The organism is Lysinibacillus sp. JNUCC-52, from assembly GCF_015999545.1.
Classification (GTDB): Bacteria; Bacillota; Bacilli; order Bacillales_A; family Planococcaceae; genus Lysinibacillus.
This window is the reverse complement of the sequence record NZ_CP065546.1, coordinates 4484290-4509196: the sequence shown is the minus strand read 5'-3', so window position 1 is coordinate 4509196 and position 24907 is coordinate 4484290. Positions and strand designations below refer to the sequence as shown.

Genomic DNA, 24907 nt, shown 5'->3' with positions numbered 1-24907 from the left:
CATCATTTTTTCTAACTAGGAAAAATAGAGCCCTCATAGTTCATCTACGAAGACTCCTTTTTCATTTAACGCTTTGGAGGCATTGTTCCTTCTGGGATTAATGACACATAAGTTTCCCCATCTAGACGTTCCTTCCATTCTTTTTTAGCTTCTGCAATAAGCGTAGGATTATTTATTAATTCAACTGCCGTGCAAGCCATAATGTTGGCAGCCTGTAGCATTCCTTTGTGTGCAATCGGCATGACGCCCTGTGATACAACCTGCCAAGTATGAAGCGGTGTACCGAGTGCCATACAAACAGTTGTACATTGAACAGTTGGAACAATCCAGCTAACATCTCCTACATCTGTTGATCCGCCCATAATAAATTCAGGCAGCACACTTGGAATGTGATCAGCAATTACTTTATCTTTTAATTGCATCGCATCCTCTTTTTTTAGACCAACGAAAGAGGAAGCTTGAATTTCAGGGCTAAACGTATTATAAATAGCTTGTGCATGCTGCTCATCTTCTATTGTATAAGTTGGCATCCCAATTTCAAGTATTTGTTTTTGCATTGCGTCATACAGTGTTTTGTTTGGAATAAGATTGGATGCAGCTCCCTCAAAGGCAATCTCCACCGAAGTTCCCGTCATCAACGTTGCACCTTTCGCAATATTTTCAACACGTTGATATATCTCTTGTACTTGTTGTTTTTTAGGTGCTCTTACTAAGTAAGTTACTTCCGCATATGGTTGGACAACATTCGGAGATGTTCCACCCGAATCTGTAACCGCATAATGCAAGCGCGCCTCTGGAATAATGTGTTCGCGTAAATAGTTTACCCCAACATTCATGAGCTCAACAGCATCTAACGCACTTCTGCCAAGATGTGGTGCAGCGGCAGCATGTGCACTCTTCCCAGTAAACTTAAAAGTTACTGCATAGTTTGCTAGAGAGCTACAAGTCATGACCGATGTAAATGTGCCTGGGTGCCAAGATATTGCAATATCGACATCATCAAAAATACCCGCCTTCGCCATATAAGCTTTCCCTGAACCATTTTCCTCAGCTGGACAACCGTAGAATCGAATCGTCGCCGACTGATTATGTTGTTCTAAGTAATCCTTCACCGCAACAGCAGCAGCAAATGCGCCTGTTCCTAATAAGTTATGTCCACAACCATGACCACTTCCTCCATTCTCTAATGGTTCATAATGGGTAGCACCACCCTTTTGACTCAAGCCAGGAAGTGCATCATACTCACCTAAAAAAGCAATAACAGGCTTTCCAGAACCGAATGTTCCTACGAGTGCCGTTTCAAGCCCAGCAACGCCAACTTCTGTCGCAAAGCCCTCTTTTTCTAATGCTGCTTTCATATACTGAACCGATTTTTTCTCTTGAAAGTGCAGTTCAGGCACCGCCCAAATTGTATTACTTAATGCTACACTTGCTTCACTTTTTGCTTCAATTAACGAAGATATTTTTTCATAAATACTCATATTTTCTCCTCCAATGACGTTTATAAATTTAATAGTTTTCCTTTTTGATCATTTAATGTTAGTAATGAAATAATACAAATACCCGCAAATGCTATTAGCATCCAAAAGGCTGCGTCAAAAGAACCATCAAACGCATCGACCATAAAGCCGATAGCCATTGGTGTTACAAACCCTGCTAATTGACCGCCAGTATTGGCAATCCCCATTGCTGAACCTGTAATAGATGATGGTAACTTTTTTAAGACAATGGCAGGTAGTAATGTAATAACAAATGCAATAAAGATCGAAACAACTGTTTGATAACCGATAAATAATGTCACAGATTCTGCTGTAAACATTAAATACAATAAAATCCCAATCACTGCACAAGAAATTGCACCTAAAATTTTGTCCATCCCGCGTGGTAGCTTATCAATAATATAACCACTACCATAAACACCAATAATTGTTGTAATTGCTGGTATTGTTTGTGCCCAGCCGATTGACATTAAATCAAGACCACGATTTTTTTGTAGATACGTTGGAATCCATGATACTAATCCCCAGTTCACTGCATAAATACAAAAATAAGCGATAATTAAATTCCACATAAGTGGCGTCTTAAATAGCTCCTTGAAGCTAACTTTAGTAGTGACTTTTCCTTCACCAACATTACCTGTTGATTCGGTTTGCTCTTGTGGAAGTTTAATATATTTCCAGTACAAAATGGCGATAATTGCGCCTATTAACCCGATAATAATGAACATCATACGCCAGCCAATCGTTCCTAATAAATAAGCCGAAAGTAGAGGAACGATTAGCGATACAATTCCTCCAGAGGTAAGCATAATCGACATTGCTCTTCCTCTTTCTTCTTTAGGGAAAACGGTTGCAATAATTTTTGAGCTAGAAGGCTGGAACCCACCTTCACCAATTCCGAATAAAAAACGAATGACAATCATTGCTGCTAAAGACCACGCTATCGCAGTTAAGCCCGTAAAGATGGACCACATAATAACTGCTATTAATAAAATTCGTTTCGCTCCAAATTTATCTGCTAACCATCCACCAGGAATTTGCATAATGGCATAGCCTAGAAAGAAAGCGCTTAAAATAATACCTGTAGAAGACGCATCTAAGCTTAAATCTCCTGTAATTGCTACAACTGCATAGTTCATAATGTAACGATCTAAATTCCCTAACGACCATCCTAAAAATAATAGTGCAAGAATTATATTTCTAGATTTTTTTGTCATTTCATTTGCTGTCATCCATATCCCTCCCATGTTTCATGAAACGTCTATCACCAATAATGCTGCAATTGATAGTATAGGCAAAGGTGAGTAATTTTTTAAAATTTCCCATACTACCATTTTTTACAAATATCACTACTTTTCCACCTCTCCCTATCTAGTGTAAATAAATATCCCCTTTATATAACGACAATTTCGTTATATATTCGTATAATAATCAAATTATTTAAATATGACAATATTTTTTTGAAAATTTTTAATAGATAGTCGAGGGGAAATAGCTTCCAAATATGTTGGTCGAAACAAAAAATCGTTGATGTACCTGCATTTTTAGATTAATCTCTGTTTATAAAACTAGTTGAAATTTTTTAATGGTAATTACGCTTCTATTTTCTACTCACAAAATAAAAAATGCCCCAAAAACCAATAATTGGTTTGGGACATTGTTCATTTTAATTAGTCGAATGTTGCAACACAAGCTGATAGATTTTAATTGGTCTACCACGTGTATGCTGTAATTCCTCACCGCACATTTTTGCTAAACCGACATTACATAAATCAGCAACGATACGCTGTGCATTTCGTTCACTCATTTGAAGCTGGGTAGCTAAATCTTTTGTTGTGAAATGCTTCCATCGCATTTTCTGGACGAGAGCCAATATTTTTGTATAGGTTTTAATACCGACTCCACCTCTTTTTAATTTTTCGAGTATTTCAGGATCATCGGCTCGATAAGAATAAGTGAGCTGTTCTGTATTTCCGACAGATTCGATAATAGTACCATCTTCTTGAATCATCACAACATCGATGGAATCATTGACTTTCGTCTGTCGGACAGCGCGGTGTGCATTTAATTCCGCATTAAAGACAGTTTGTGCAAAACCTATGCCCGCTGTAACCTTGGCATCCAATTCGATAGATAATTGATACATTTTTTCAGTGATAAATTGTATGTGCCCTTCAATTGCACCTCTCGTACTAAAAATCGTATACCTTCCATTCCCTTCTTCAATTAAGGAGCCATCAATTTGTTCACATAATTGCAGAAAGTTTTCCTTCATCCGTAATTCTAGATACTGTATACGATACCCTTGTTTCATTCGTTCCTTCAATGAATCGAAGTCCTTAATTTCGAGCATCACTGCACCAATTTGCGTTTCTTTATAATACGACGTTTTGATTTTTTCAGTGAATAACTGTACTGTATGATAAATCTCGGTCTTTGTTGGCGAAACCCAATGCGAAGGAACACCCATTTTTTTTAATTGCTCATCTACCGATGGATAACACGTAATGACAAAATCAACTTTACCATCCTTCCAAAGCTCATAATGGAAATTAAATAATTCCTTTGGATCAATGGCGACATCAAATTCTTTTACATACATTTTCTTCACGCTTTTTTCAATTTCTGCTAATCCTTCTGATGCCATTTGTGCAGGGGAAGGGATAATATCTATACTTACACGCTCAATAAATTTCTTCATTTTATAAGTTTGCTCTAAAAAGCCTTTATAGATGGCTGCCTCAGAAAAAATAATATGCGCAAGCTTATCCTTTGAAATACTTGACTGATTCGCAATTGTATAAGGTATGTATCCTGAAAATAGCCAAAAATCAACATCTTGATTATGCGTCTCCACAATGTGCCTTGTTTCTGAAGCAACGCCATAAATATATGGAATAAACTCCATATCCTGTTCTATTTCCTGTGCCATTTCGATGATTTTTTCAACAGATTTAATCGGTCCAACAACACCTATTTTATACATCATAACTTCCTACCTTCTATTATCAAACTGCACTGTTTTTTAAGGAATTCTCACTTTTTTAATCAATTAACTGTAAATAGTATAGCGAAAATTAGATTGTCTGGACAAATGAAAGCGATATTTTTCATTTATTCAGCAGATTTTCAACTATACGAAAACCCCGAATAATAGAAAATTATTCGGGGACATTGTTATTATTTATCAGTTGTATACATTTTATTATAAAGGATTTCTAATTTCTTTGAAAGCTTGGCATAGGCATTTTGCCATGCTTTACGAGCCGCTTCGTTGCCTTCTGTAGCAGGTACATAGAGCGCATGAACATCTGCAACTTTTTTCAAGTCACTCTCTGCTTGTGTCAGTTTTGAATAATTTTTCACAATACTTTTTTCAGAAGTACCTAGAGCGTCATATGTTGCACGAATTTCTTTTACTTTCGTTTCTAAATCATCAATATATTCGCCTTGAATAAGCAACGAATTAATGGATTCAATTAATTTCAAAGCAATTTCATTCGATTGCTGCTGTCCTTGTTCCTTCTCAATAATAGCTTGTCGGATTTCTGAGCTAACTAAACTCATTTGTTTGGAAGATAGCTTTGCAAAAGCTTTAATCACTGTTGTTGGATTACTAATAAATGATTTTTCATACTGCTTTAGGAAGGTCTCAACCTTTTTCACGTCAGAAACTGCCGCAGTTAAAATCGAAGCATTCGTAATACGTTTTTTATCATTAGCGCTTAACTTATTATATTGTGCGGAAAGCTCCATTATTTTCTCTTTTGTAACGGAATACATATCATTTGAGATAATAGTCGCAATTGTATTATTCAAAGCAACTATGTCTGGTGCATTACCATCCACTAAGCGATTGTTAAGTAAATCTTCGTATTGCTGTTTCGCTAAATGCTGCTGATTGGCAGGGAGTTTAGCGTAAGCAGTTTGTACGGTTTGAATTTTTTTTGCTTGTTTTGTAACATCTGTTTCTTCTCGTGCTGTTTGAACTTTTTTATGGAATGACTTAACTCCAGAAAGATCTTTGCTAGCAGCAGTTAATAAATAATAGTTTGTGACATACTTTCGTGCTGGCGAAGATAGACTCTTATATGTCACTGTCGCTGCATTGACAGCCGATTCAAATTGGGCAAATGTAAAGCTTGTAACGTCAGCAAGCTTTGCAACGTTTGCTTTTAAAGCTTCTGCAGCATCCTTATCAGCAGGCACCTTACCATTTCCATCAACCGTAACATTAGGCGAATTTAATAAAAAATCATCTGCACTATAAACGAGTGATTGTTGCAAGCTAGTTAACTTATTATAAGCTTTCAACGTACTAGTATAGCTTGAATTAAGCTTGTTTTCGGCAACACCAGAAACTTCGGAAAGCTTTTTATAAGCATCCATTTCTTTTATTACTTTTTCAGCTGTTTTTAAATCCTTCTGCAACGTAACAATGCGGTCATAACCAATAATTTTTGCAGCAGAAGTTTTCGTTAGCCCTTTATATTCATTAATAATTCGGTTTACATTCGTAACATGACTTTGCCAAGAATGTACGGACGGATCGATTGGGTACATGTCTTCTGCATCACCAACGTAGGTGTCGATTTCTGCATTTAATCTATCAATTTGACTGTCTTCTGCGTTTTCCGCTTCAAGTAATGTCGTGACATAATTGGCTGGTACTAACTGTAATTGTTTATATGTTAGCTTTTCATAAGCTGTACGTATTGATTTTGCTGTCGTCACTTGCTTGCTAGGTGTATTATTGGGTGACAGCTTATCAAATAGTTTAATAAATTGCTCAACCTTTTTAATATCCTGCTTCGCATCACTTAAAATGGTTTGATTTTGAACAGCTGAACGATAATTTTGAGATAATTTGGCTATATCTTTTTCTATTGCTTCCACTGCTGTTTGTAATGCTTTAATGTTAGTTGGTACATATTTCACAAGGGAATTTTCATATGCTAATAATGCCACAATTTCCTGATTTAATCGTCTAACTTCCTTAAATTCATCGATATCAGTTGGATTTTTCAATATAGTTTTAATACTATTATATAAAGCATCATTGATATCTAAGCTGCGTTGTAATAAATCCAACTTATCATAAGCCTCTTCAATTTCTTTTAAATATTGTGATAGGTTCTTTTCTTCAACCTCACTCACTTTATCTACTTTCTCATTTAACTTACTCAATGTCTCTATATCAGCTATAGCTCGCTTTAAAACATCATAATTTGTCACATTGGCCTTTGCAGGTGCTGTTAAGGCCTGGTACTTCGCCTCTAACGCTGTAACATCCGCTTTAAATGAAGCTAGACTTGAGATATTATATTGATGGTCATTTTTAAGCAACGTTTTAATCTCATTAATCATTGTGTTAGTTGGTTCATTGGATACAGTAATCTCATCAGAAAAATCTGATTCTACAATTGCAGGACCAACTTTTGCTTTTACCCTAACCATAATATCTTTTATATTTTCTTCTAATGCATTTTTTGGAACTGTATATGTACCGCTAGTTGCTCCATCAATAATTGTGAAAGAATCACCAACTTTATAAAACCATTGGTAGCTATATGTAATTTGACTACTTTGTAATTTTGCTCCTGCACTATCAGTAACATCGACTGTCACTTTTACTTCTTCGCCAGGTACGATATATTTTGAAGCAATTAAAAATTCTGGTTTTGTAATCGCAAGTTGTAGTGTATTTATAGTTCGTGTTGCACTTTTATATCTATTATCTGTCGTTGTGATCGCTTCTACAAAAATTGTTTTCCCTGCAGCATCTACTGGTACTGTGAATGATGAAGTAGTTGCACCAGAAATCGGTATATTTGTAACATTAGTCGTTCCATTTTCGCCCGAAGTCTTTTCAACATAATACCATTGGTAACCTTTAACAATTGTATTGGCTGGTAAGTTTTCTATTGAAGCTTTTAAAACTTCATTCACCATATTTTGACCTGTCACTGTCACTTCTGATTCCGCCGCTCCCGCAATTGTTGGGACAATAAGAACTGCAGGAATAGCTGCTACTGTGATAAATAATTTTTTATTCAATTTTATACCTCCTTCATACATCTATTGTTTATATCGGTCATATTTCAATAATTTCTTTCGTTTTATTGAATATTTCTAAAAGGTGTAAATTCTCCTTATTAAACATTACTAAATAGTAATATATTGATATTTCATTCACTAGGTTCGCTTTTCAACAAATTCTTTAGCATTAGTTAGAGGGGCCCCTACTAAACGAAGATATTATGCAATCTGTTTAGTAGGAGCCCCTCTTCAGTTTCAAAAACATTAAAATGCATAAAGTGGATTAATTTAAAAACAAGAGTATTGTCGGGCATCTACCTTAAACATTAAAAAGCACTTGTTGCTTATTAGGCAAGCAAGTACTCTTTACTTTTTTATTTCTTTAGGAGAAATTGATTTAATTGTCAGAGGAAGGCTAAAATATATTTGGCCTTCTACCCAGGTAAAAAACATAGATAAAGAAGATGATTATATGTCATATCTCATGTAATTTGGTTTTTCACCAATCTCTTTCTCTTAAAGCTTCTTCAATATCTATATCAACCTCAAAATATTGTAAAATTTCTTCTACGGTTATTGCGATAGAATCTCGTGCAACAGTTTCAATTTCACTATCATTTTGATAAAACTCATCCTGTAGTTCATTGATTGCTACAGTCATTTCATCTAACTTTTCCTGAACCTCCGCAACCGAATGATTGCCTTCTTCCATAAAAAGAACTACTTTAATAATGTTTGATTTAATTTTATCTACTAAAAACGATGGATAATAAGAATCTTCGTACATATCCGATAAATATTTGAATTCCGAATCAAGTTTTTTCACAATGGTTCCTCCTTTGATTTTGATTATGAAAGTTTGATGCTACTCTTTTAAGTATGAAAAAAAATCAAATTTACTACAATTTACTGAAGTAATGTGTTCCATATGAAGATTTATACACATCAGCCTCATTGTTATCTAAGTTCAACAAATTCTGGACTACGTACATTTCCTTCTTTAACTAACAAGACACCTTTAATTTTTTCTTTTTTGCACGCATCCACGAAAACTCTATCTACTACTATCTCTTCTTTTGATTCTTTCATTCTTACGACATGATAGCTATTTAGGGATTCTGGAATAAGAGCAATATAATTTAAACTAATTGGCCCATTAGGTATAGATTTAACTAATGGTTCGTAATCTGACTTTTTATAGTCTAAACAAGGAATTACATTTAATACATTCATAACAAAAAAGGAATCGTTTATTTCTCCCGTTTCTGTAGATTTGATAATTGCAGGAATAAACTCACAATCTGAACCTAAGCTTTCTATTAGCTTTTTTAGCTTTGCGCTTACTAACTTGCCACCCACTGTTGGTAAAATATCATACTTATCTAAATAAGAATCAAACCTATCGACCACGTAACGTAATTTTTCATTCTGAGCATAAGACATACCTTTTTCCAAATCAAATCGATTGTATGGATTTTCATCAGAAAAAAAGAAATATACATCTCGTTCATACGATGTCAATAATCTAAAATAACTCATCTTGTAACCCCCCCTTAACAATGTAGTCTTGTCCTGTCAGTTTAGATTGTAACGTATTCCCACCTTGTACTTTTTCTAGAACACCACGTATAACAAGGTGCATCAAATTCCTCCTTCTTTCCTTTCTCTCTGAACATTTCTAACTCAGAGGAGTTCCAATTATCACCCGTTCTCTTTTTTCTATATTTGTTGCCAAATGAGCGTTAATATGTTTTGCCACGTCATTTAATTCAATAAATTTCAAACCTTTTAATTTTTGTGCAATGCATTGTTGCTTAAATTTTTCTGAACAAAATATGTATGAACTTAATCTTAGATCTTTTAAACGAAAGACATCAAAATCAGTATTTTTGAAAACTATTTTCTGATATTTTTCAACAAAGGAACCTTCCGATTTAAAAATTTTATGTTTAGGTACTTCTCTAGAAATAAAATCCGATTTCTCATAATCCACTAATGAAATACCATCGTAATATTTAATAAAATAATAGTTTTTGTTTTTCTTTATTTTTGCATTTCCCTTGGTGTTAACTATATTTAGTTTTGCTAAGACGTACTCTTGTTGCGATTTCGACTCAACCATTAGATTTAAGAACTGTTCTTCAACAATATGACCTAAAAAACCTTCATAATAGTCAAATTCAATTTTACTTGTTGTTATTAGCCACAACTCTTTAGGAAATTCATCTTTGTTAAAAAAATGACGATTCCAATTATAACCCATTCCTTCGTAATACTTTGTTTCATCAAAATGTTCATGTATTACCCCATCTAAGAAAGTAGGTGACGTAAGTTTGTCATTTAAAATCATAAAATTATTCAAAATATTTACCCCTATCTCTAACGTATTAAATAATATTTTGCCAATTTAACCTGCCCATAACATTGAAAACATGAATAAATATTCTACAGAAATGTGTCGCAAAAAACTCCAATTATTAAGATTCTTGCTGCTATGCTTTTAAAATGCTAAAAGAGTTTTTTTGCAAGAATTAATCCATATTCGCCACATTAAAGTTATATATTTCATCTTCACGTGGATCATTAAACCCATCAAAGTCATTTACTTTAACAAGTGTAAATAAATACCCAAAATTCGGATGAGGATATTCTAATCTTTTCTTACGTGCATAGCCCTTTATGGATACTAAATATTTCCCAGAAGAAACTTTATATTTAAATCCAGAATACAATGTCTCTCCATCTAACGTTTGATATGATACTTTATCTTGATCTAAATATTTATTATTATCGAATGTATAAAACGAACCAATATCAACAATCCATAAAGAATCTTTAATTTCAATATTGAAGTTATGATGGACTAGTTTTTCATCCCATTCATCGTCAAACGACTGATTAAAATTTTCAACTTTGATTACATATTCAATAGAATCTATTGGTAAGACAGGAATCCAAATCCCTTCTGCTAGGGAAGTTAAATAACGTTTATGATTATCCTGAAAATTTTTTAAAAGTTTTTTCGACCTCACTTTTTCTTTTTTCAAAAAATCCCCTAATACGTCTAAGGAAAATAAACAAATTCCGTAACTTGCGGTATCTAAAATTTTTTCCACCATAACTCCTCTTTCTACGATTTGATAAGAATATTTAGTAAAGTCACTTCCTTTTAAATTGCACGAATCACATTTTAGGATTATCTTCTAAAAAAAATCCTGACATTTCAATGAATAGCCTTATAATTGAATGGGCTTATAACTCAAAACTTTATCAACTACTTCTTCTGGGAGTAAATTATCGTAGAAAATGTAATTAGCTGCTTCTGGATCAAGTACGTTTTCAAGAAGTCTTACTAATAACTGATCATTTTCCTCTTCGGTCTTACCTTCAGCATTCATTATCTTAGTTACCAATTCTATGAGCTCTTTTCTATTTAAACTTCTCTCAGCCATTATTAACACCTTTCCCTAAGAATATTGCCAGTATCCTACTATGGGATTTTTAATAGAATCCTCCATTATGTTTGCATACAAATATACAGCCCCAAAGCCAAACGGTAAGCTTGTGCCTGGATGGAATAATCCACCTGGATAGCCATCCTCGTCAATTTGACAGAAAAAACTATATCCATCTTTTCTTAACTCTGTGTAATAGTACTTCTCCTCTTGGATATGAAAGGGTTTACCTCCAAATTTAATAAAAAAAGGTGTTTCAAATGCTTGTTCTTCACTAACCTTAATTCCTTCTGAAATATAGTGTTTAACTAATCCAACTTCAGTATAAGTTGAATCCAAACTTTCTTTCGAAATCGGATGCTCAAACATATTCAATGAACAGTTTGGATAAATATTGTTTGAAACACGATTTTCATATTCACTTGGTATAAAGATAGATATCATGTTATTTTTATCTAGAGGATTTACAAAGCACAGATAGAATTGATAATCCGTTCCACTGTTACTAAGCAGGTCAATTTTATCATCAAAATAAGCTGGCGCATTTCCACCAATCCATCCATTACCAAAATCTAAGTTCCTGTCTAACTGATATATAATACTTTCTTTTTGTTCTATTAATATTTCATTTTTATTTTTCAATGGGTATTCCCCCCCTTACAAATGATGTCGTTAATAGAATGTTTTCCTTACTTACACTATAGATTGTAGATAGTTAGGCACTGACTCTAAATCTATAAATTGAATACCTTTAATAGCATCCTCTTCACACAATGATTTAAATCTTTGCGAACAAAACAAGTATCTTCCCAGTTTTAAATCATTTAATTGAAATACATCACAATCAGTGTCTTTTAACACCAAATTTATATACTTATCAACAAAACTTCCATCAACTTTTAATTTTGCATTGCTTGGCACTTTTCTTGTAAGAAACTTAGAGCTTTCATAATCTACTAATGATTGTCGTCTAATACATTTTATAAAGAAAAATAAACCATTTACTTTTGGTTTACCTTTAGTACTCACCACTTCCAAATTAGCTATAACATAATCCTGTAATGCATTCACTTGTTCCATTGAAGATAAAAACTCCCCAGAAATTATATGACCGAAGAAATTTTCATAATAATCAAATTGAACTTTGCTTCTCGTTATTAACCAAAGATCTTTTGGAAACTCCACTTGTTCAATAAATGGTCGATTCCATTCATAGTTCATTCCTTCTGCATATTTATCTTCAGTAAAGCTTTCGTGCAAAACCCCATCTAAATAAATGGGAGAAGTAACTCTATCATTGACTAACATAAAGTATTTCATAATGTTACCCCAATCGTTTAAAGTTGAATGTGCTAATATCTTTTATTTTTGTTCTATTTTTACAATTGCGCCCAAAGAAATAAAATAATCAGCTATAACTTTAGTATTTTCCCCATAGCCCTCAGCTATTAGAAACTCACGACTATCTAATCGGTTTCGTATTTCCTCAAATGAAAGTCCTGTTTCTTTTTTAATGCTAGGATCACTTTTGCTTTATTTTCACCTGGATCTTCAAGATACACATAATTTTTTTTTAAGTTTTCTATAATTCGTTGCTCAATTGGGGCAAAATTCTCTTTTGATTTCGCAATAGGAAGGTACTTGCATAATGTTTTCATTTCTTCATCATTTACAAAAATTACATCATCATCAGGATCGTAACTTTCTTCATAATCTATATATTCGGTTTCACCTGTTTGAATATCAATCCAAAAATCATTATTTGCAAAAGGGATATGTAATAGAAGAAAATTCTCGAATTCCTCGGAATAGTCTATCCTTCTATCTTTTGCTCCAATAGATGTTGTATATGTACAACCATCCTCATCTTCTAGTAGTGGAATATGAAAAAAATCTCTACTTTTAGTTACTGCCACAACTGCTTAACATAGTGTTTAATTAATGATTTCTTTCCAAAAGTTTATGCATTCTTCGTCAAATTTCTTTATTACAATATCTAAAAACTCAGTTTGGGTGTTTTGAGAACTATGAAAATACGCTGTTCCTAATGTTTGAATTAGTTTTGTGAAAGTTTCAGCCACTTTTATTTTTTTATTAAATGATGTCTCTGAGCCATAAACGTAAATACTCCCACAATTAACATCCATAATAAATGTAAAGTAATCTCCCATAGCTATAGTTATAAATTGATTGGAAAAATTCTTTATATCTTCATTAGATAAATGTTCATGGTAACTTATTAGCTTATCTAGATAATTTGTATTACTACCAAAATGTACACCTAAAATACTAAAATCCCCAAAATCGTAATTTAAAATTAAATTAACAAAATCAACAGGGAGTTTCACCTTAAGTCTCCGCTCTATCCGCTCAACATTTGTTTCCATTTCAACTTGTTTCTTTAATCTTAACCCTGTAACAAAGGACTCTAAAGGAATAAAATCTCTATCTAAAATTATCCTTATTTCCTCAATATTTAATAACGTATTATTCAAAATAATTCACTTCCTTTATTAACAATGCTATTCTCTTTGTTTGTTACACTTACAATTGGGACTTCATCCTTGTCGGCACAACAAGAAAATTTGGATACCAATGCCTTTTTATAACTCACTTTTTAGGTTGTCCGTATGTATCAAACAATGGACTTTATAATCAACCTCACTACACTTTTTGGAACGCGTATGTATTTTTAATTTTTACTTTTTCGAATCCAATTTTTGATTTATGGAATACTTTGATGAGCCTATATATCCCAATATTTTTTGTTTCTAATAATCCTCAAGCAGGATGTTGTATCTGGACAGACATGTATGTTGTAATTACTAAACCAAATACACAAAATTACACTTATTACCATTATTTCTTTTAACCATATTATTTTCCCTCCTATTATTCAACATAATTTAGAAAAAATAATACTTAAGTAACCTGCTGCCCTCCTTATAAACATGATTTTTGTATAAATTTCCTTTTGTTTCTCATGTAAAAAGTTTTACCACATGCAGTTTTTATTTCTAATAAAAAAACACATGTAATGAAATCACTACATGTGTTTTGGCATTAAAATAAGGTGTATTTTACTAACGCAGTGTTTAGAAGCTCTGAAAATAGTTTCCCTAAATTATACCTTTGCTCTACTTTATACATTTTCTATATTCTTCTACTGTAACTGCCATATTAATTGTTAGATAGTTATCTTTTTAGTCCCAACATCTTTTACATCACTTATCGTTAGTTGAGTAGAGCATTCTATAAACATCCTCGGCACTTATGGGTTTATTTCTGATTCCGCTTCGATTTCAATCCTTTATGAGCATCGTTAGATTATAGGGCGATATATATCTTTCCAGTAAGGAATCATTCCTTCTGAAAAAACATAAATAAAATCATTTGAAGATATGTTTCCTAAATTATCTAATGCAATGCCAAACTTGAAATATATTTTATAGTTTCTGTTGATAAAGTACTCTTCATTTTTCAAACTATCCAATTTAGAGCCGAATTTAGATAACAATTTATTATCAATAAGAACATCCTCTTTACAATTTAAAGCTATTTGAATTAACTGTCCTTTTTCATTATAGATTGCTTGACTATTCTTCCAGTTTTCTATTGTTATACCCTTTTTAGTATTCTTGCTTGTTTTTAAAGGCATTCCCCATATATTTTTAACTTCAATCGGCTGCATACCAAATTTCAATAATCCAACTGATTGATACGGAGAAATTTTATATTTTAAGGTTTTTAACTGATTTTCAGTACTTCTGAATTGGGAACCTAATTTTATATCTTTCTCGTAAATATATTTTCGGTTATCTGAATAAATCGTTAATTGTATTCCATCATCAGGAAAATCTAAACCGTAAATCGACATGTTATACTGAGGAAATAAATAACATCCATCTATAAAATACGGATTTTCTTTGAATAAAAAATGCTTTGATTCATTTATTAAGTCAATGTTTTGATTATTTAAGAAAATAATCTCTGGTTTGTTTACTGATATACTTACCAAAACATCATCTATAAAATGAAATATATAATCATCTTGATATTGAAAAAATTCATTTCCTTTGACAGTTTTCTTTTCCAATTCGCCTAAGACATTTTTTAGGTCTGAAGAGGTCATAGATAGACTCACTTCGTTTATCCCTATTTTAGGTAATATTTTTAACTCTCTTTTCATACCTTTTACCTCTCAGTAGTTTTATAAATCTACGATGTAATATCGAAATGGGTTCGAATAGTTGCTGACCTACCATTTAGGCTAGCTGTAAAACCGAGTTCATTACACTTAACTGAATGACTATAAATATTAAGCACATATAAAAAACCTTCTTACATGTGCATTAATTTTGGTTAGTTTCTTCTATCAAAACGGAATAGATAATTTATTTATAATTTATTAACCATATAAGTAATCAATAAAATTATCAGCGTATTCCTCTTTTTTCAAAATACTACTCAAAGATGACTTTAACATCTCAATAAAATCATCGTAGATATCGAAAGTTTCTTCATCCATTATTTCTCCTTTGAATTTTTTATGTATTATTTCTAATGTCACCGCAAGTGCATCTAGAAAGGCCGAAAAAGAATCTGCAATTGGAAATAAAGGACTTGTTTCATAACTTGCAAAAACAGGTGAATTTTCTTGGTTTATGACTACTACAATTGGATCATCATCCTTATCAGCAACTACAAGCCAATTGGGATCCCAATTTGGATTATCTCTTTTTTCGGTTCCAATCCATCGAAATCCTTCTTGCCTTCGAACCAATTTATCTGCTGGATACAAATAAAGTAGGCTATTCCCTAAATCAATATCTGTACAATCTAATTGATAGCCATCAGGACGGATTTTACAAATTATTTCACAATGTTGATAAAAGAATATTAATTCCCTAGATAGATAGATTTTTTCATCGACATGAAGATTTGCTAATTTCGACCTATATCGTACTCCACCATTTTTGTTAACTGGAGCTTCTTCTTTTGGATATTCATCCATTGCCTGTATGAATTTTAATAGTGAATTTTCTAGTTGTTTCATAAATAATTCTATCCCCTCGTTTTTTTGATTAGCTGCCTCAATTTGACGCTGTCTATGAACATAACACGCTTTAACACTTCCATGCCCATTACAAAAGCCTTTTTAATAAATAAAAACATATGTAATGAAAGCGTTATTTAGCGTTTTCTTTACATATGCCCTGAAATTTCATCCTAATTTTACCATAAAATTAATATCATTTCACTTTATACATTGCTCGATATTAACTCAATCTTTAATACTTGCTAATTTATTTCTGGACTAATTAAAATAACATTCTTTGAATTGCGAACCTCTAAACAATTGTATTTTTTATTTAAACCCTCAATTGTTTGGCCATACTTCATAAGTGTGATATCTTGGATCATCAAATAAGGTAAACTATTCAATTTTTCTCTCATATCGCGAATCGAAAGTTTCAAATTAAAAAGTTTTCTTATTTCCATCATAAATTTATTTGCTTCAATTGGTTTTCTGACAACATAAACTTTTACCTTATCTATCAAATCAAGTTCGTCTGAAGTCCAATTATCTTCATCTATTACAGGATCATCTTCTAGCCAACTAAAAAAATCAATATTTAAAGAATAAAAGGGCAATGACAAAGCCCCCAAATCTTGATAGTAAACGTTTAGGTCGCCATTCTTCTTTATAAACAATCCTTGCCCCCCTCCATCATCCCCTATTAAAATATATTCTGGTGCATAAGTACTTACTTCATACAACCTATTTCTTTCAATTGCGATATCAAGGCCATAAATATTTACTCCGTTTTCAAATGAAACTTCACTGTACGATTTCCAAAACTCAATCATTCTTGAAGGTATGATAGTTTGAAAATGACTATGGATTTCATATGCCTCAATGTTTCTTCCTGTTCTAGTGATTAAAGGTGTCGACTTAAAATTTAAAATCATTTATTTCCTCCAAGTGGAACCGTAGTTAGTCTCGCAAACTATTAGGACTTATTTTCGATTTTCCCAATGTAAATGCTCTTCAATCATTATTTTTGATAACATGGAGCTGTCATCATAATAAAGGCTGTAATCCATTTGTTTATACCAACTTGTAGCGTATGTTGATATTTTTTCGATTTTATTATCTTGCATGTAATCCACTCTAACATACCAGTTATGGGGTGGTGTAATAGAAACATAGTACACTAACCCTTTTTTCTCAAAAACATGGCAAAGAGAAGTTAATCTAGAGCTAGAAGGATTAGACTCATAAATATGCGCATTAACAATTACTTTTTCGCCGTTTATAAAATCTACATATCTAATGTTTTCTCCAAATTTCGCGATATCTTTATTATATTTTCTACTCTCTAAAAGAACATTACCTTCAAGATCCATGCCATAGGTAACTAAATTTTTCGACTCAAAGTTAGCCCTACTAGGTTTTGGAAGAGGCTTCCCTTTTTTCGTAGAAATAACTGAAGGGATTAATTCCTCATATGGCATTAAATCTTCAGTAACACCTAAAGAATACGACCAATTAGTAATCGTGCTCTTTAACTTAAGATAATGTTGATAAATATCATTTGAATAATCTGTAAAGTGTTTCGATAGCTCTGATCTCTTCAATTCGATTTCTTTATTATTACGTATATCCATTATTTACCTCCCTCACTTTAATGCTATTTCTTTATTTGGATTGCATCCTGGCAGAAAGAACCTGCTTTATATCTAGCCCTCACTTTTCACCAATCACTATAGGAAACACATGATGAAAGGAATAGTATCCTCTTAACATTTGACCAGGAACTTTACCCTTTACCACCTAATCTTTGATACTTAGGATATTCAGACTCTCACAGTATCAAAGTGACCTTTCCTTTAGTTAATATCAAAGTACCACTCTAAAAATTCATTGAAATCGTCCCACTGTGGATTAAATTTACCTTTAATCAGTTCACTAATTTCTAATTCATTTACATAATATATGCCTTGGTTAATTTTATCGTATAATAAAATTGAGTCTCCGCTTCTATTACTAAATGGAATATAATTTTGTGGTAGATTTCCTCCTGGTCTCTTTTTCCACAGGGAATTTGTCAAGGCTTTAAAATCACCACTATATATTGAAAACCAGCAAATATTAATCAATTCAGGTCCTTTTGTTGTACTAAATGTGCACTCTGTAGTATATCTCTGAAAATCTGCAAAACTAGAATTATAAGGGATAGCTAGATTACTTATGACACTGTCGTATTCTTTATCGTCATCCGTAACTAACCAACCTTTATTTAAAAGAAACTTTCTGACTTTATCGTTTAACATATAATGCCCCTTTCAAAGTGTTCTCTTTATAAATAAAACCTTAATAGAAAACTATTCTATCAAGATTTCCAAATATTATCCATTATAAAACTGAGGCAGGTTTTTTATCCATTCCAATACAAATTGTATCCATAACGCTTTAAATCTTTTTAAAAAAGAGGTTGTAAAATGGAATCAAAATTCCCCTTAATAGAGTGTTAGTACTAACAAAACAAAATCTATTATTAATATGGAGGAATTTAATTAAGACAACAGCTAAATATTCACGTTATGAGTACAATGCAACTACTTCTATTTCTCGACCAAATGTTACTGATATGCATCGAGCCCAAGAGGCATTCATCAATTATTGGAACGGTAAGGTTTCATCGGCAGCAACAACAACATTCCTAGGTGGACTAGCTACTGCTGCTTTAGAAAAGGTTTTTAATAAATCAGCTTATACAGCTATTCCATCCCTACTTGTATCTGCATTAACAAGTGCGAATGAGTGGGAAAAAATGAAGTCTTACGATTAGCAGAAGAAGGCTATGATCAAATAACTAAACTATTACGAATTTTCATTGATAATAAAACTTATGTTTCTATTGAATTTAGTGTTAACTATTTGGCATTTAAAAACCTTGCGACAGGAAACACAGACTTCACTATTATTCAAGGGAATATTATTCCTAAAAAAATTATTACATCCAGTGGTGGTTCTATTCCTTTGTAAAAAAAGCACCCTTTATTGGGTGCTTTTCACTATTTCAAAGAATTTGTCAAATGCCTGTTTATTTTGTATTTCATAATTTTTGTGATGAAAAGTTAATAGTCCGTTTTCACTGAGATAAATAACATGCAAATCGTTGTTGTGATAAATAATCAGAGAGAACCCTGTATAAGTAAAATTAGAGCTAGTTCGTTTTATTTCTAGTTGTTCAAGTGAATTTATGAAATTTGTGAATACAGTACTATCTTTTTTGATAGTTTTAACGTTGCGCTCAGTATCTATGATACTAATATCATGTGTTTCTTCTGCTAAAGAATCTGTATCGAAAAAATCTTGTACAAGATTTTTTGTTTTGTATTCATTAAAAAAATATAGTGAGACCATTGCTATTAAAAAGAAAGCCATAATAAAATTTATTTTTTTCTTCATTTGTAACAACCTCCTATATTAAAATTTTAAAATTTTAAGTTTTTTTTGTCAAAGTAGGTTGTTAATTTTCTTCGTTTTCATTTTGGATAGGTTGTTTAAGAGCATTGCCAGAAACCAGCAATGACCTGTCCTGTTTCATTATGTTTATATAAATATAATGCACCGTACATAAACACATAATCCATATTATCAATATAGCCTTCCTCTTCTATTTGCAGAAAAAAGGAATAATTTTTATTTCCTAACTCTTCAAAATAATAACTTTTAGGTTGAATAAGACGTGGTTCACCAAAAACTTTAATAAACAAAAAATTATTCCCTTGGTTTTCCGAATAATCGCTGATTGAGTTCATCCCTAAACCTAAAATACTTTTATCAGGATTGCTTCCAATTTCGGAGTATTTATGCTCTATAACCCTTACTTCTATTGAAGGATAGATATTATTTTCCAATAAAGTATCAAAATCTTTATGGATAATAATAGAAAGCATAACATCCTCCTTTTCTGGATGAACTAGAGTTGCATAAAACCTGTAATCATCAGGTATTTGTTCTTCAATCAATTTTGGAGGATTACCACCTATTCTACCTCTCACATTATCATCAAAAGGAATACATTGAGCAAACAATTAAAATCAACCCTTCCATTTTATTAGTTTTTAAGGACATTTTATATAACCTTGTTTCTTTGCAAAATTAATTGCATCCCCCCTAAGTTTCATGGTTAATTCATTAGCATATCGCTTCGCATTTAGATGTTCCCAACCTCTTTCCAACAATCCTTCATATATTCCTCGTCTAGTTAAAGCACTGTTCCTATTAATATTTTGTAAAGCGCTTTGCCCCTTCAATTTCATACCCTTCATGTTGTAATGATTTTGAAGAGCTGTAATGTTTTTATGCATATTTGGCTCAGTCAATGCAATAGATGGGTTAAGTTTCCCAATATTACTACTTCTAGTAATACCATGATTCTGTCTTAACCAAGCACTTTGAAGAAGCTCACGTCCTGTAAGATTATCTCCAATATGCTTGGGTCCTGTTATATCTCCGTAAGGAGCTATTTGAAACTCGTTTGCTAGTCCAAACGGATCTATCCAACTATTTGGGTTATACACATACCCATAAAGCGTAGGATTCCCACCTGCTAGCCCAATCGGGTCAATCTGCGTATAATTCCCTTGCTCTGGATCATAGTATCGGAATCGGTTATAATACAAACCAATCTCTATATCTTCATACTGCCCTTGATATCTAAATGGGATGAAATCTTTCTCACCCGTAAATTCTTTCACTCGCCCATACACATCAAGCTCAGCCGACCAAACCTTATGACCTTGTTCATCATAGGCTTCGACAGGTGTTCCTAGATAATCACTAATAATGCTGTAGTTGCCTTCACTCGTGATCTTAGCAGAAGGGACAAAGCCATCATTGAATACCCATGTCACTAGATTATCTGCGATTTCGTCTTCAGGCTGGGAAGCATTCTCCACTGAATTTTCCAATGTATTAGAATTATCCTGTGACAAATACTCATGCAAAATCGTATTGCCATCCCACACAAAATGAGTAGCGCTACCTTCCGAACACTTCTCTGTCCGCCTACCTAGTGCGTCAAATTGCGTGCAAACTTATTATCTTTTATACTGTTCCTAAATTAAGAACAAAATTAGAAACTTATATAAGTAATTTATAACTTTATTTTACTATTAGAAAGGAAATCATGAAGCCGTAACTATCTTATTTTAAGTTTTCTGTAGGATTCAATCTTTAATGTTTAGAGATTAAAAAAATAAAAACCACCCCCTGAAATTTAGGCATCTGCTCTAACCTTCAGGAGGTTATATACTTTTTTTGCAGTATATTCCAAATACCTTACTAATACTATGCTATACCTTTAAAGAAACTTTTCCCCATTTTGCTGAACGGTGTTTATTTAACCAATTTTCCATTTTAATTCCCTTAGGACAACCAGTTTTCGGATATTTAATGGGGATAAGTAGCAATAAACTAACTTCATCATCATCTTCCTCTACTTCCTCAGTCTGCTCTGAATTCGGATTAAATTGATAATCTGTTAGAATAAATGCATCAATGCTTTCTGGCCATTCTAGTTGATTCCAATTCGTATCCGTCTTTTCAATAACTATTCCTTCATGAAGTTTATTGCCATCCAACCTATATTGGCCCAACAAAAACATTAATTGTATTGGAAATGATTCAACGCATTTTTCTTCAATGAGTTGTAGATTTATTGGCCAATCATACGGAACACTCATCATCAATTCAATTCTTGGTAGAGGTTCAAACAAACCAATAGTAAATAGTAACTTAAATTTCTTGTCTTTTTCTATTAAGGCTGTTCTTATGTCTATAGTATCTTTTTTTAATACTGTAGAAAGTATTGAACCTACGTTATTATCAATATGTGCTAAAATTCCGTCTCCTCTTTCGTTCATTAAGTCGATTTGTTCTTGTGCCGATAACCCACCTCTTGACTTTAATAACTCAAATATGTCTTGATGTCCATATACCTTGGCCAAATCTAATGGCGTTTGATTAAATCTACGATGTAACCTATTTATGTCAGCTCCACAGTCCAGCAGATACTTAACAATTTCTATATGTCCCTCAATTACCGCAGAGATTAATGGAGTAATAATTCCTCTGCAATCTCCATCTACCCATGCATTATTTGACATAAGTTTTTCTACCAATCCTATGTCTCCTTGTCCTGCTGCATATTCGAGCGGTGTGCAGTACCAACAGTCAACAACATTTACACTAATTCCTTTTTCAATCAAATACAAACAAGCATTTTTCTTCTCACGTGATGCAGCAAAATGTAGTAAACTTTCATTTTTTTCTGTATTTCCGTATACTGGTATATTAAAGAAATCAGGATATTTGGTAAAAATATTATCAAGTGATTTTATATCGTCATTGCGAATGGAATCGTAAATCTTGTAAAAAATATCGGCGTTATCATTAAATATCTTTTTTATATTTTCCATTTAAAAAAACTTTCCTCTCTTGGCATTTTTCCCTAATAATTTAAGCGCCTCTTCAACAGCTTCCTTTCCTTCCTTATTGGCTTCTACTAGTGTATCATGTACAAATTTCGCAGCTTTTTTAGTATGAGCACCACCACCATTTTGCGCCCAAGTAAAGTTTCTTAAATCATCATTTAGCCCTATACCATGCTTTTTTATAATATCTTGTGAATCAGTAATGTATTTTCTATGAACAGAATCCCAATTTTTAGGGGCTTTTTCCCGCACAATATGATGATAATGAGGTTTTACCATATCAGTTGGAGCAGGGCCTAATGTTTTCTTATCCGCTGCTGATAATCTACATTTTTCTAAACCAAGTGGATCAAGAAGATAGTTAGGATTAGCAACGTAACTGTATAAAGTAGGATTCCCACCCGCAAGCCCAATCGGGTCAACCTGCGTATAATTCCCTTGCTCTGGGTCGTAATATCGGAATCGGTTATAATACAAGCCTATTTCAATATCTTCATACTGTCCTTGATACCTAAATGGAATGAAATCCTTTTCACCCGTAAACTCGTTCACTCGCCCATACACATCAAGCTCAGCCGTCCAAACCCTATTCCCTTTTTCATCATAGGCTTCAACAGGCGTTCCTAGATAATCACTAATAATACTTTAGTTGCCTTCACTCGTGATCTTAGCTGAAGGGACAAAGCCATCATTGAATACCCATGTCACTAGATTATCAGCGATTTCGGCTTCTGGCTGGGAGGCATTCTCCACTGAATTTTCCAATGTATCAGAATTATCCTGCGACAAATACTCATGCAAAATCGTATTGCCATCCCATACAAAATGAGTAGCTCTACCTTCCGAACACTTCTCTATCCGCCTAAATAGTGTGTCATACTTGAAAGTTACTCATTATCTGTGAACTATTGATGAGTACTTTGCTCCCAAATCATCTTTGATTTCGATGCGGTGAAAGATTCCAAGGTTAATTATAATAATAAAAAGAACGAATTACCATATTACGGAATTCGTTCTTTCATGCTTTTCAATGCTCTACTGAAATTATAATGGATTATTAGCAATACTTCGATTTTGAACAGAATTGCCAATTAACCGGCAAACTTGCCATTTGAGAAAAAATTTTTTCTCTTTATCATTATCTAACTACTTAAAAAACAATAAATGCATCATTTTCAAAATAATAAATAAACGCTTGGAGCAACTGATCTAGTGATGGATTTTCTAACTGATTATTTACATTGTCAATTACATCCTCAATACTTGCACCATCTAAAGTTTCTATCCACCCATTTTGTTTCACTTGTTCCGGTAAAAAGTCATCTGAATCGGATGGAAAATCAAAGCTATCTAATGAAAATATTCCCTCTGTATTTAAATTCCATTCTCTTAAATTTGGAGGAAGATAGAACCAAGTCTCTGGATTCATTTCTGGATGCGATAAAACATCCCTCACACTAATTAAATTCATTTTTTCTTTCATCATGTATTACACCCTCTTGTAAGTTTTTTAAATCCTCCCCCTCTTGTTTTGGATGAAGACTTCCTTGCACCCTATGTTGCCCCCCTGGAACTAGGTGTACAAAAACCTATGTAAAGTAAAATCTTATTCATTGACTTTACATATTTCTCAAAATCTTTTTTAATCAATTTATTACTTCTTAATATTTCCGTTCTTCCTCTTCCTCATCTAGTAAATAGCTAAAGAAGTCAGAAAAATCCTCCCATACATCTGGTTTAGAAATAAAATTTTGCTTTTCTAATTTAGTTACCTCTACAGAATCAAGCCAAATGATTGATGGTTTATTTTCAGTATCCATAACAATAATACTTTCAGCTTCTTCAGCCATTACAATAAATCTGTCCGGCAAGCCAACTGCTTCTCTGATTCTTATAGTTTCACTTATAAAATTAGTTGGCTCAGAAAATAAAAAAGAATGGATATCTATCCCACCAACAATACCTCCACAGTAAAATCCAGATATTTCACGAAAATCATTAGGTAGCTTTATTTGAAGTTCATGTTCAATTTTATCTAAATACTCTTTAGAAACTCCATCAATATCATATAAAGCCTGGTATTTATTCCGTAATTCATTCATATCTTTCATATTTTATTTACCTCCAAAATTCTAGTTTTTACATCGTGTTTTAAAATACTCTCTAGTATCGACACTAAATTGAGGTCTATTTATTGGATGAATAGGGTGTGGCTTATTTCTTCCAAATTGGCTATGCAATATATCCTGCCCATATTTTCCAACTCCATGATAACGAGTACTTGCCTCTACTAAAGCCCCCCTCGAATCTTGGCCTAAGTGATGTAAAGTAACAAAGCTACCATCAGAGAGTTGAGGTGTTAATCATATTTATTCGCCGCATCTCTGTTTGTCATTCCTCTCC

The 24907-nt window shown here is 32.7% G+C and carries 27 protein-coding genes and 2 pseudogenes; 2 read left to right on the top strand and 27 right to left on the bottom strand.

Annotated features, from left to right (window positions below):
* Nucleotides 1-65: 65 nt before the first annotated feature.
* From JNUCC52_RS22290 to JNUCC52_RS22205, 18 genes are all read right to left on the bottom strand, one after another.
* Nucleotides 66-1481, bottom strand: a complete 1416-nt coding sequence (locus JNUCC52_RS22290; protein ID WP_337980866.1) for a M20 family metallopeptidase — start codon at nucleotides 1479-1481, stop codon at nucleotides 66-68.
* A gap of 20 nt (nucleotides 1482-1501) precedes the next feature.
* Nucleotides 1502-2731, bottom strand: coding sequence for an MFS transporter (locus tag JNUCC52_RS22285; RefSeq protein ID WP_337980865.1), 1230 nt, complete (start codon nucleotides 2729-2731; stop codon nucleotides 1502-1504).
* A 434-nt stretch (nucleotides 2732-3165) separates the two neighbouring features.
* The gene (locus tag JNUCC52_RS22280) at nucleotides 3166-4488 is read right to left on the bottom strand and encodes a hypothetical protein (protein WP_228134088.1); all 1323 of its coding nucleotides are present in this window, start codon (nucleotides 4486-4488) and stop codon (nucleotides 3166-3168) included.
* Between the two features lie 191 nt (nucleotides 4489-4679).
* Nucleotides 4680-7556 carry a hypothetical protein gene (locus JNUCC52_RS22275; protein ID WP_337980864.1) on the bottom strand — a complete coding sequence of 959 codons (2877 nt, stop codon included), beginning with the start codon at nucleotides 7554-7556 and terminating at the stop codon, nucleotides 4680-4682.
* 481 nt (nucleotides 7557-8037) lie between these two features.
* Complete coding sequence (locus JNUCC52_RS22270; protein ID WP_337982248.1) at nucleotides 8038-8325, bottom strand: DUF5713 family protein; 288 nt, start codon at nucleotides 8323-8325, stop codon at nucleotides 8038-8040.
* 170 nt (nucleotides 8326-8495) lie between these two features.
* Nucleotides 8496-9077: an imm11 family protein gene (locus JNUCC52_RS22265; protein WP_173479095.1), complete on the bottom strand. Its 582-nt coding sequence runs from the start codon at nucleotides 9075-9077 to the stop codon at nucleotides 8496-8498.
* Nucleotides 9078-9216: 139 nt separating this feature from the next.
* Nucleotides 9217-9900 (bottom strand): Imm43 family immunity protein, encoded by a 684-nt coding sequence (locus JNUCC52_RS22260; RefSeq protein ID WP_337980863.1) that lies wholly within the window; start codon nucleotides 9898-9900, stop codon nucleotides 9217-9219.
* A 169-nt stretch (nucleotides 9901-10069) separates the two neighbouring features.
* Nucleotides 10070-10657: a hypothetical protein gene (locus tag JNUCC52_RS22255; protein ID WP_337980862.1), complete on the bottom strand. Its 588-nt coding sequence runs from the start codon at nucleotides 10655-10657 to the stop codon at nucleotides 10070-10072.
* A gap of 117 nt (nucleotides 10658-10774) precedes the next feature.
* Nucleotides 10775-10990 (bottom strand): bacteriocin immunity protein, encoded by a 216-nt coding sequence (locus JNUCC52_RS22250; RefSeq protein ID WP_337980861.1) that lies wholly within the window; start codon nucleotides 10988-10990, stop codon nucleotides 10775-10777.
* Nucleotides 10991-11005: 15 nt separating this feature from the next.
* Nucleotides 11006-11635, bottom strand: coding sequence for a hypothetical protein (locus JNUCC52_RS22245; RefSeq protein ID WP_337980860.1), 630 nt, complete (start codon nucleotides 11633-11635; stop codon nucleotides 11006-11008).
* 51 nt (nucleotides 11636-11686) lie between these two features.
* On the bottom strand, nucleotides 11687-12313 hold the full coding sequence (locus JNUCC52_RS22240; RefSeq protein WP_337980859.1) for an Imm43 family immunity protein: 627 nt from the start codon (nucleotides 12311-12313) through the stop codon (nucleotides 11687-11689).
* A 146-nt stretch (nucleotides 12314-12459) separates the two neighbouring features.
* Complete coding sequence (locus JNUCC52_RS22235; protein ID WP_337980858.1) at nucleotides 12460-12909, bottom strand: hypothetical protein; 450 nt, start codon at nucleotides 12907-12909, stop codon at nucleotides 12460-12462.
* Between the two features lie 18 nt (nucleotides 12910-12927).
* Nucleotides 12928-13488 carry an SMI1/KNR4 family protein gene (locus JNUCC52_RS22230; RefSeq protein WP_337980857.1) on the bottom strand — a complete coding sequence of 187 codons (561 nt, stop codon included), beginning with the start codon at nucleotides 13486-13488 and terminating at the stop codon, nucleotides 12928-12930.
* Nucleotides 13489-14315: 827 nt separating this feature from the next.
* On the bottom strand, nucleotides 14316-15182 hold the full coding sequence (locus JNUCC52_RS22225) for a hypothetical protein (RefSeq protein ID WP_337980856.1): 867 nt from the start codon (nucleotides 15180-15182) through the stop codon (nucleotides 14316-14318).
* Nucleotides 15183-15401: 219 nt separating this feature from the next.
* Entirely contained in the window at nucleotides 15402-16049 is a 648-nt protein-coding gene (locus JNUCC52_RS22220; RefSeq protein WP_337980855.1) for a L,D-transpeptidase family protein, read from the bottom strand.
* Nucleotides 16050-16294: 245 nt separating this feature from the next.
* Nucleotides 16295-16966, bottom strand: coding sequence for a hypothetical protein (locus JNUCC52_RS22215; protein ID WP_337980854.1), 672 nt, complete (start codon nucleotides 16964-16966; stop codon nucleotides 16295-16297).
* A gap of 48 nt (nucleotides 16967-17014) precedes the next feature.
* Nucleotides 17015-17665: a hypothetical protein gene (locus tag JNUCC52_RS22210; RefSeq protein WP_337980853.1), complete on the bottom strand. Its 651-nt coding sequence runs from the start codon at nucleotides 17663-17665 to the stop codon at nucleotides 17015-17017.
* Between the two features lie 222 nt (nucleotides 17666-17887).
* Complete coding sequence (locus JNUCC52_RS22205) at nucleotides 17888-18331, bottom strand: hypothetical protein (RefSeq protein ID WP_337980852.1); 444 nt, start codon at nucleotides 18329-18331, stop codon at nucleotides 17888-17890.
* Between the two features lie 317 nt (nucleotides 18332-18648).
* On the opposite strand from JNUCC52_RS22205, the gene JNUCC52_RS22200 reads away from it, so the two are divergent.
* Entirely contained in the window at nucleotides 18649-18849 is a 201-nt protein-coding gene (locus JNUCC52_RS22200) for a hypothetical protein (protein ID WP_337980851.1), read from the top strand.
* The gene (locus tag JNUCC52_RS22195; protein ID WP_337980850.1) at nucleotides 18822-19046 is read left to right on the top strand and encodes a hypothetical protein; all 225 of its coding nucleotides are present in this window, start codon (nucleotides 18822-18824) and stop codon (nucleotides 19044-19046) included. The genes JNUCC52_RS22200 and JNUCC52_RS22195 overlap by 28 nt, the downstream gene beginning before the upstream one ends.
* A gap of 12 nt (nucleotides 19047-19058) precedes the next feature.
* On the opposite strand, the gene JNUCC52_RS22190 is transcribed toward JNUCC52_RS22195, so the two are convergent.
* The 9 genes and pseudogenes from JNUCC52_RS22190 to JNUCC52_RS23220 form a co-directional block, all read right to left on the bottom strand.
* Nucleotides 19059-19472, bottom strand: coding sequence for a hypothetical protein (locus JNUCC52_RS22190; protein ID WP_337980849.1), 414 nt, complete (start codon nucleotides 19470-19472; stop codon nucleotides 19059-19061).
* A 95-nt stretch (nucleotides 19473-19567) separates the two neighbouring features.
* Nucleotides 19568-20101: a hypothetical protein gene (locus JNUCC52_RS22185; protein ID WP_337980848.1), complete on the bottom strand. Its 534-nt coding sequence runs from the start codon at nucleotides 20099-20101 to the stop codon at nucleotides 19568-19570.
* Between the two features lie 30 nt (nucleotides 20102-20131).
* Nucleotides 20132-20968: an RHS repeat domain-containing protein gene (locus JNUCC52_RS22180; protein ID WP_337980847.1), complete on the bottom strand. Its 837-nt coding sequence runs from the start codon at nucleotides 20966-20968 to the stop codon at nucleotides 20132-20134.
* Between the two features lie 396 nt (nucleotides 20969-21364).
* Entirely contained in the window at nucleotides 21365-22489 is a 1125-nt protein-coding gene (locus tag JNUCC52_RS22175; RefSeq protein WP_337980846.1) for an ankyrin repeat domain-containing protein, read from the bottom strand.
* A complete protein-coding gene (locus JNUCC52_RS22170) occupies nucleotides 22490-23056 on the bottom strand; it encodes an RHS repeat-associated core domain-containing protein (protein WP_337980845.1) in 567 nt (188 codons plus the stop codon).
* A 33-nt stretch (nucleotides 23057-23089) separates the two neighbouring features.
* Nucleotides 23090-23143 (bottom strand): annotated as a pseudogene (locus JNUCC52_RS23225) (hypothetical protein); the annotation flags it as partial.
* Between the two features lie 511 nt (nucleotides 23144-23654).
* Nucleotides 23655-23990 carry a DUF7716 domain-containing protein gene (locus JNUCC52_RS22165; protein ID WP_337980844.1) on the bottom strand — a complete coding sequence of 112 codons (336 nt, stop codon included), beginning with the start codon at nucleotides 23988-23990 and terminating at the stop codon, nucleotides 23655-23657.
* Between the two features lie 175 nt (nucleotides 23991-24165).
* Nucleotides 24166-24615 carry an SMI1/KNR4 family protein gene (locus JNUCC52_RS22160; RefSeq protein ID WP_337980843.1) on the bottom strand — a complete coding sequence of 150 codons (450 nt, stop codon included), beginning with the start codon at nucleotides 24613-24615 and terminating at the stop codon, nucleotides 24166-24168.
* Between the two features lie 21 nt (nucleotides 24616-24636).
* Nucleotides 24637-24801, bottom strand: a pseudogene (locus tag JNUCC52_RS23220) (hypothetical protein); the annotation flags it as partial.
* Nucleotides 24802-24907: the final 106 nt, after the last annotated feature.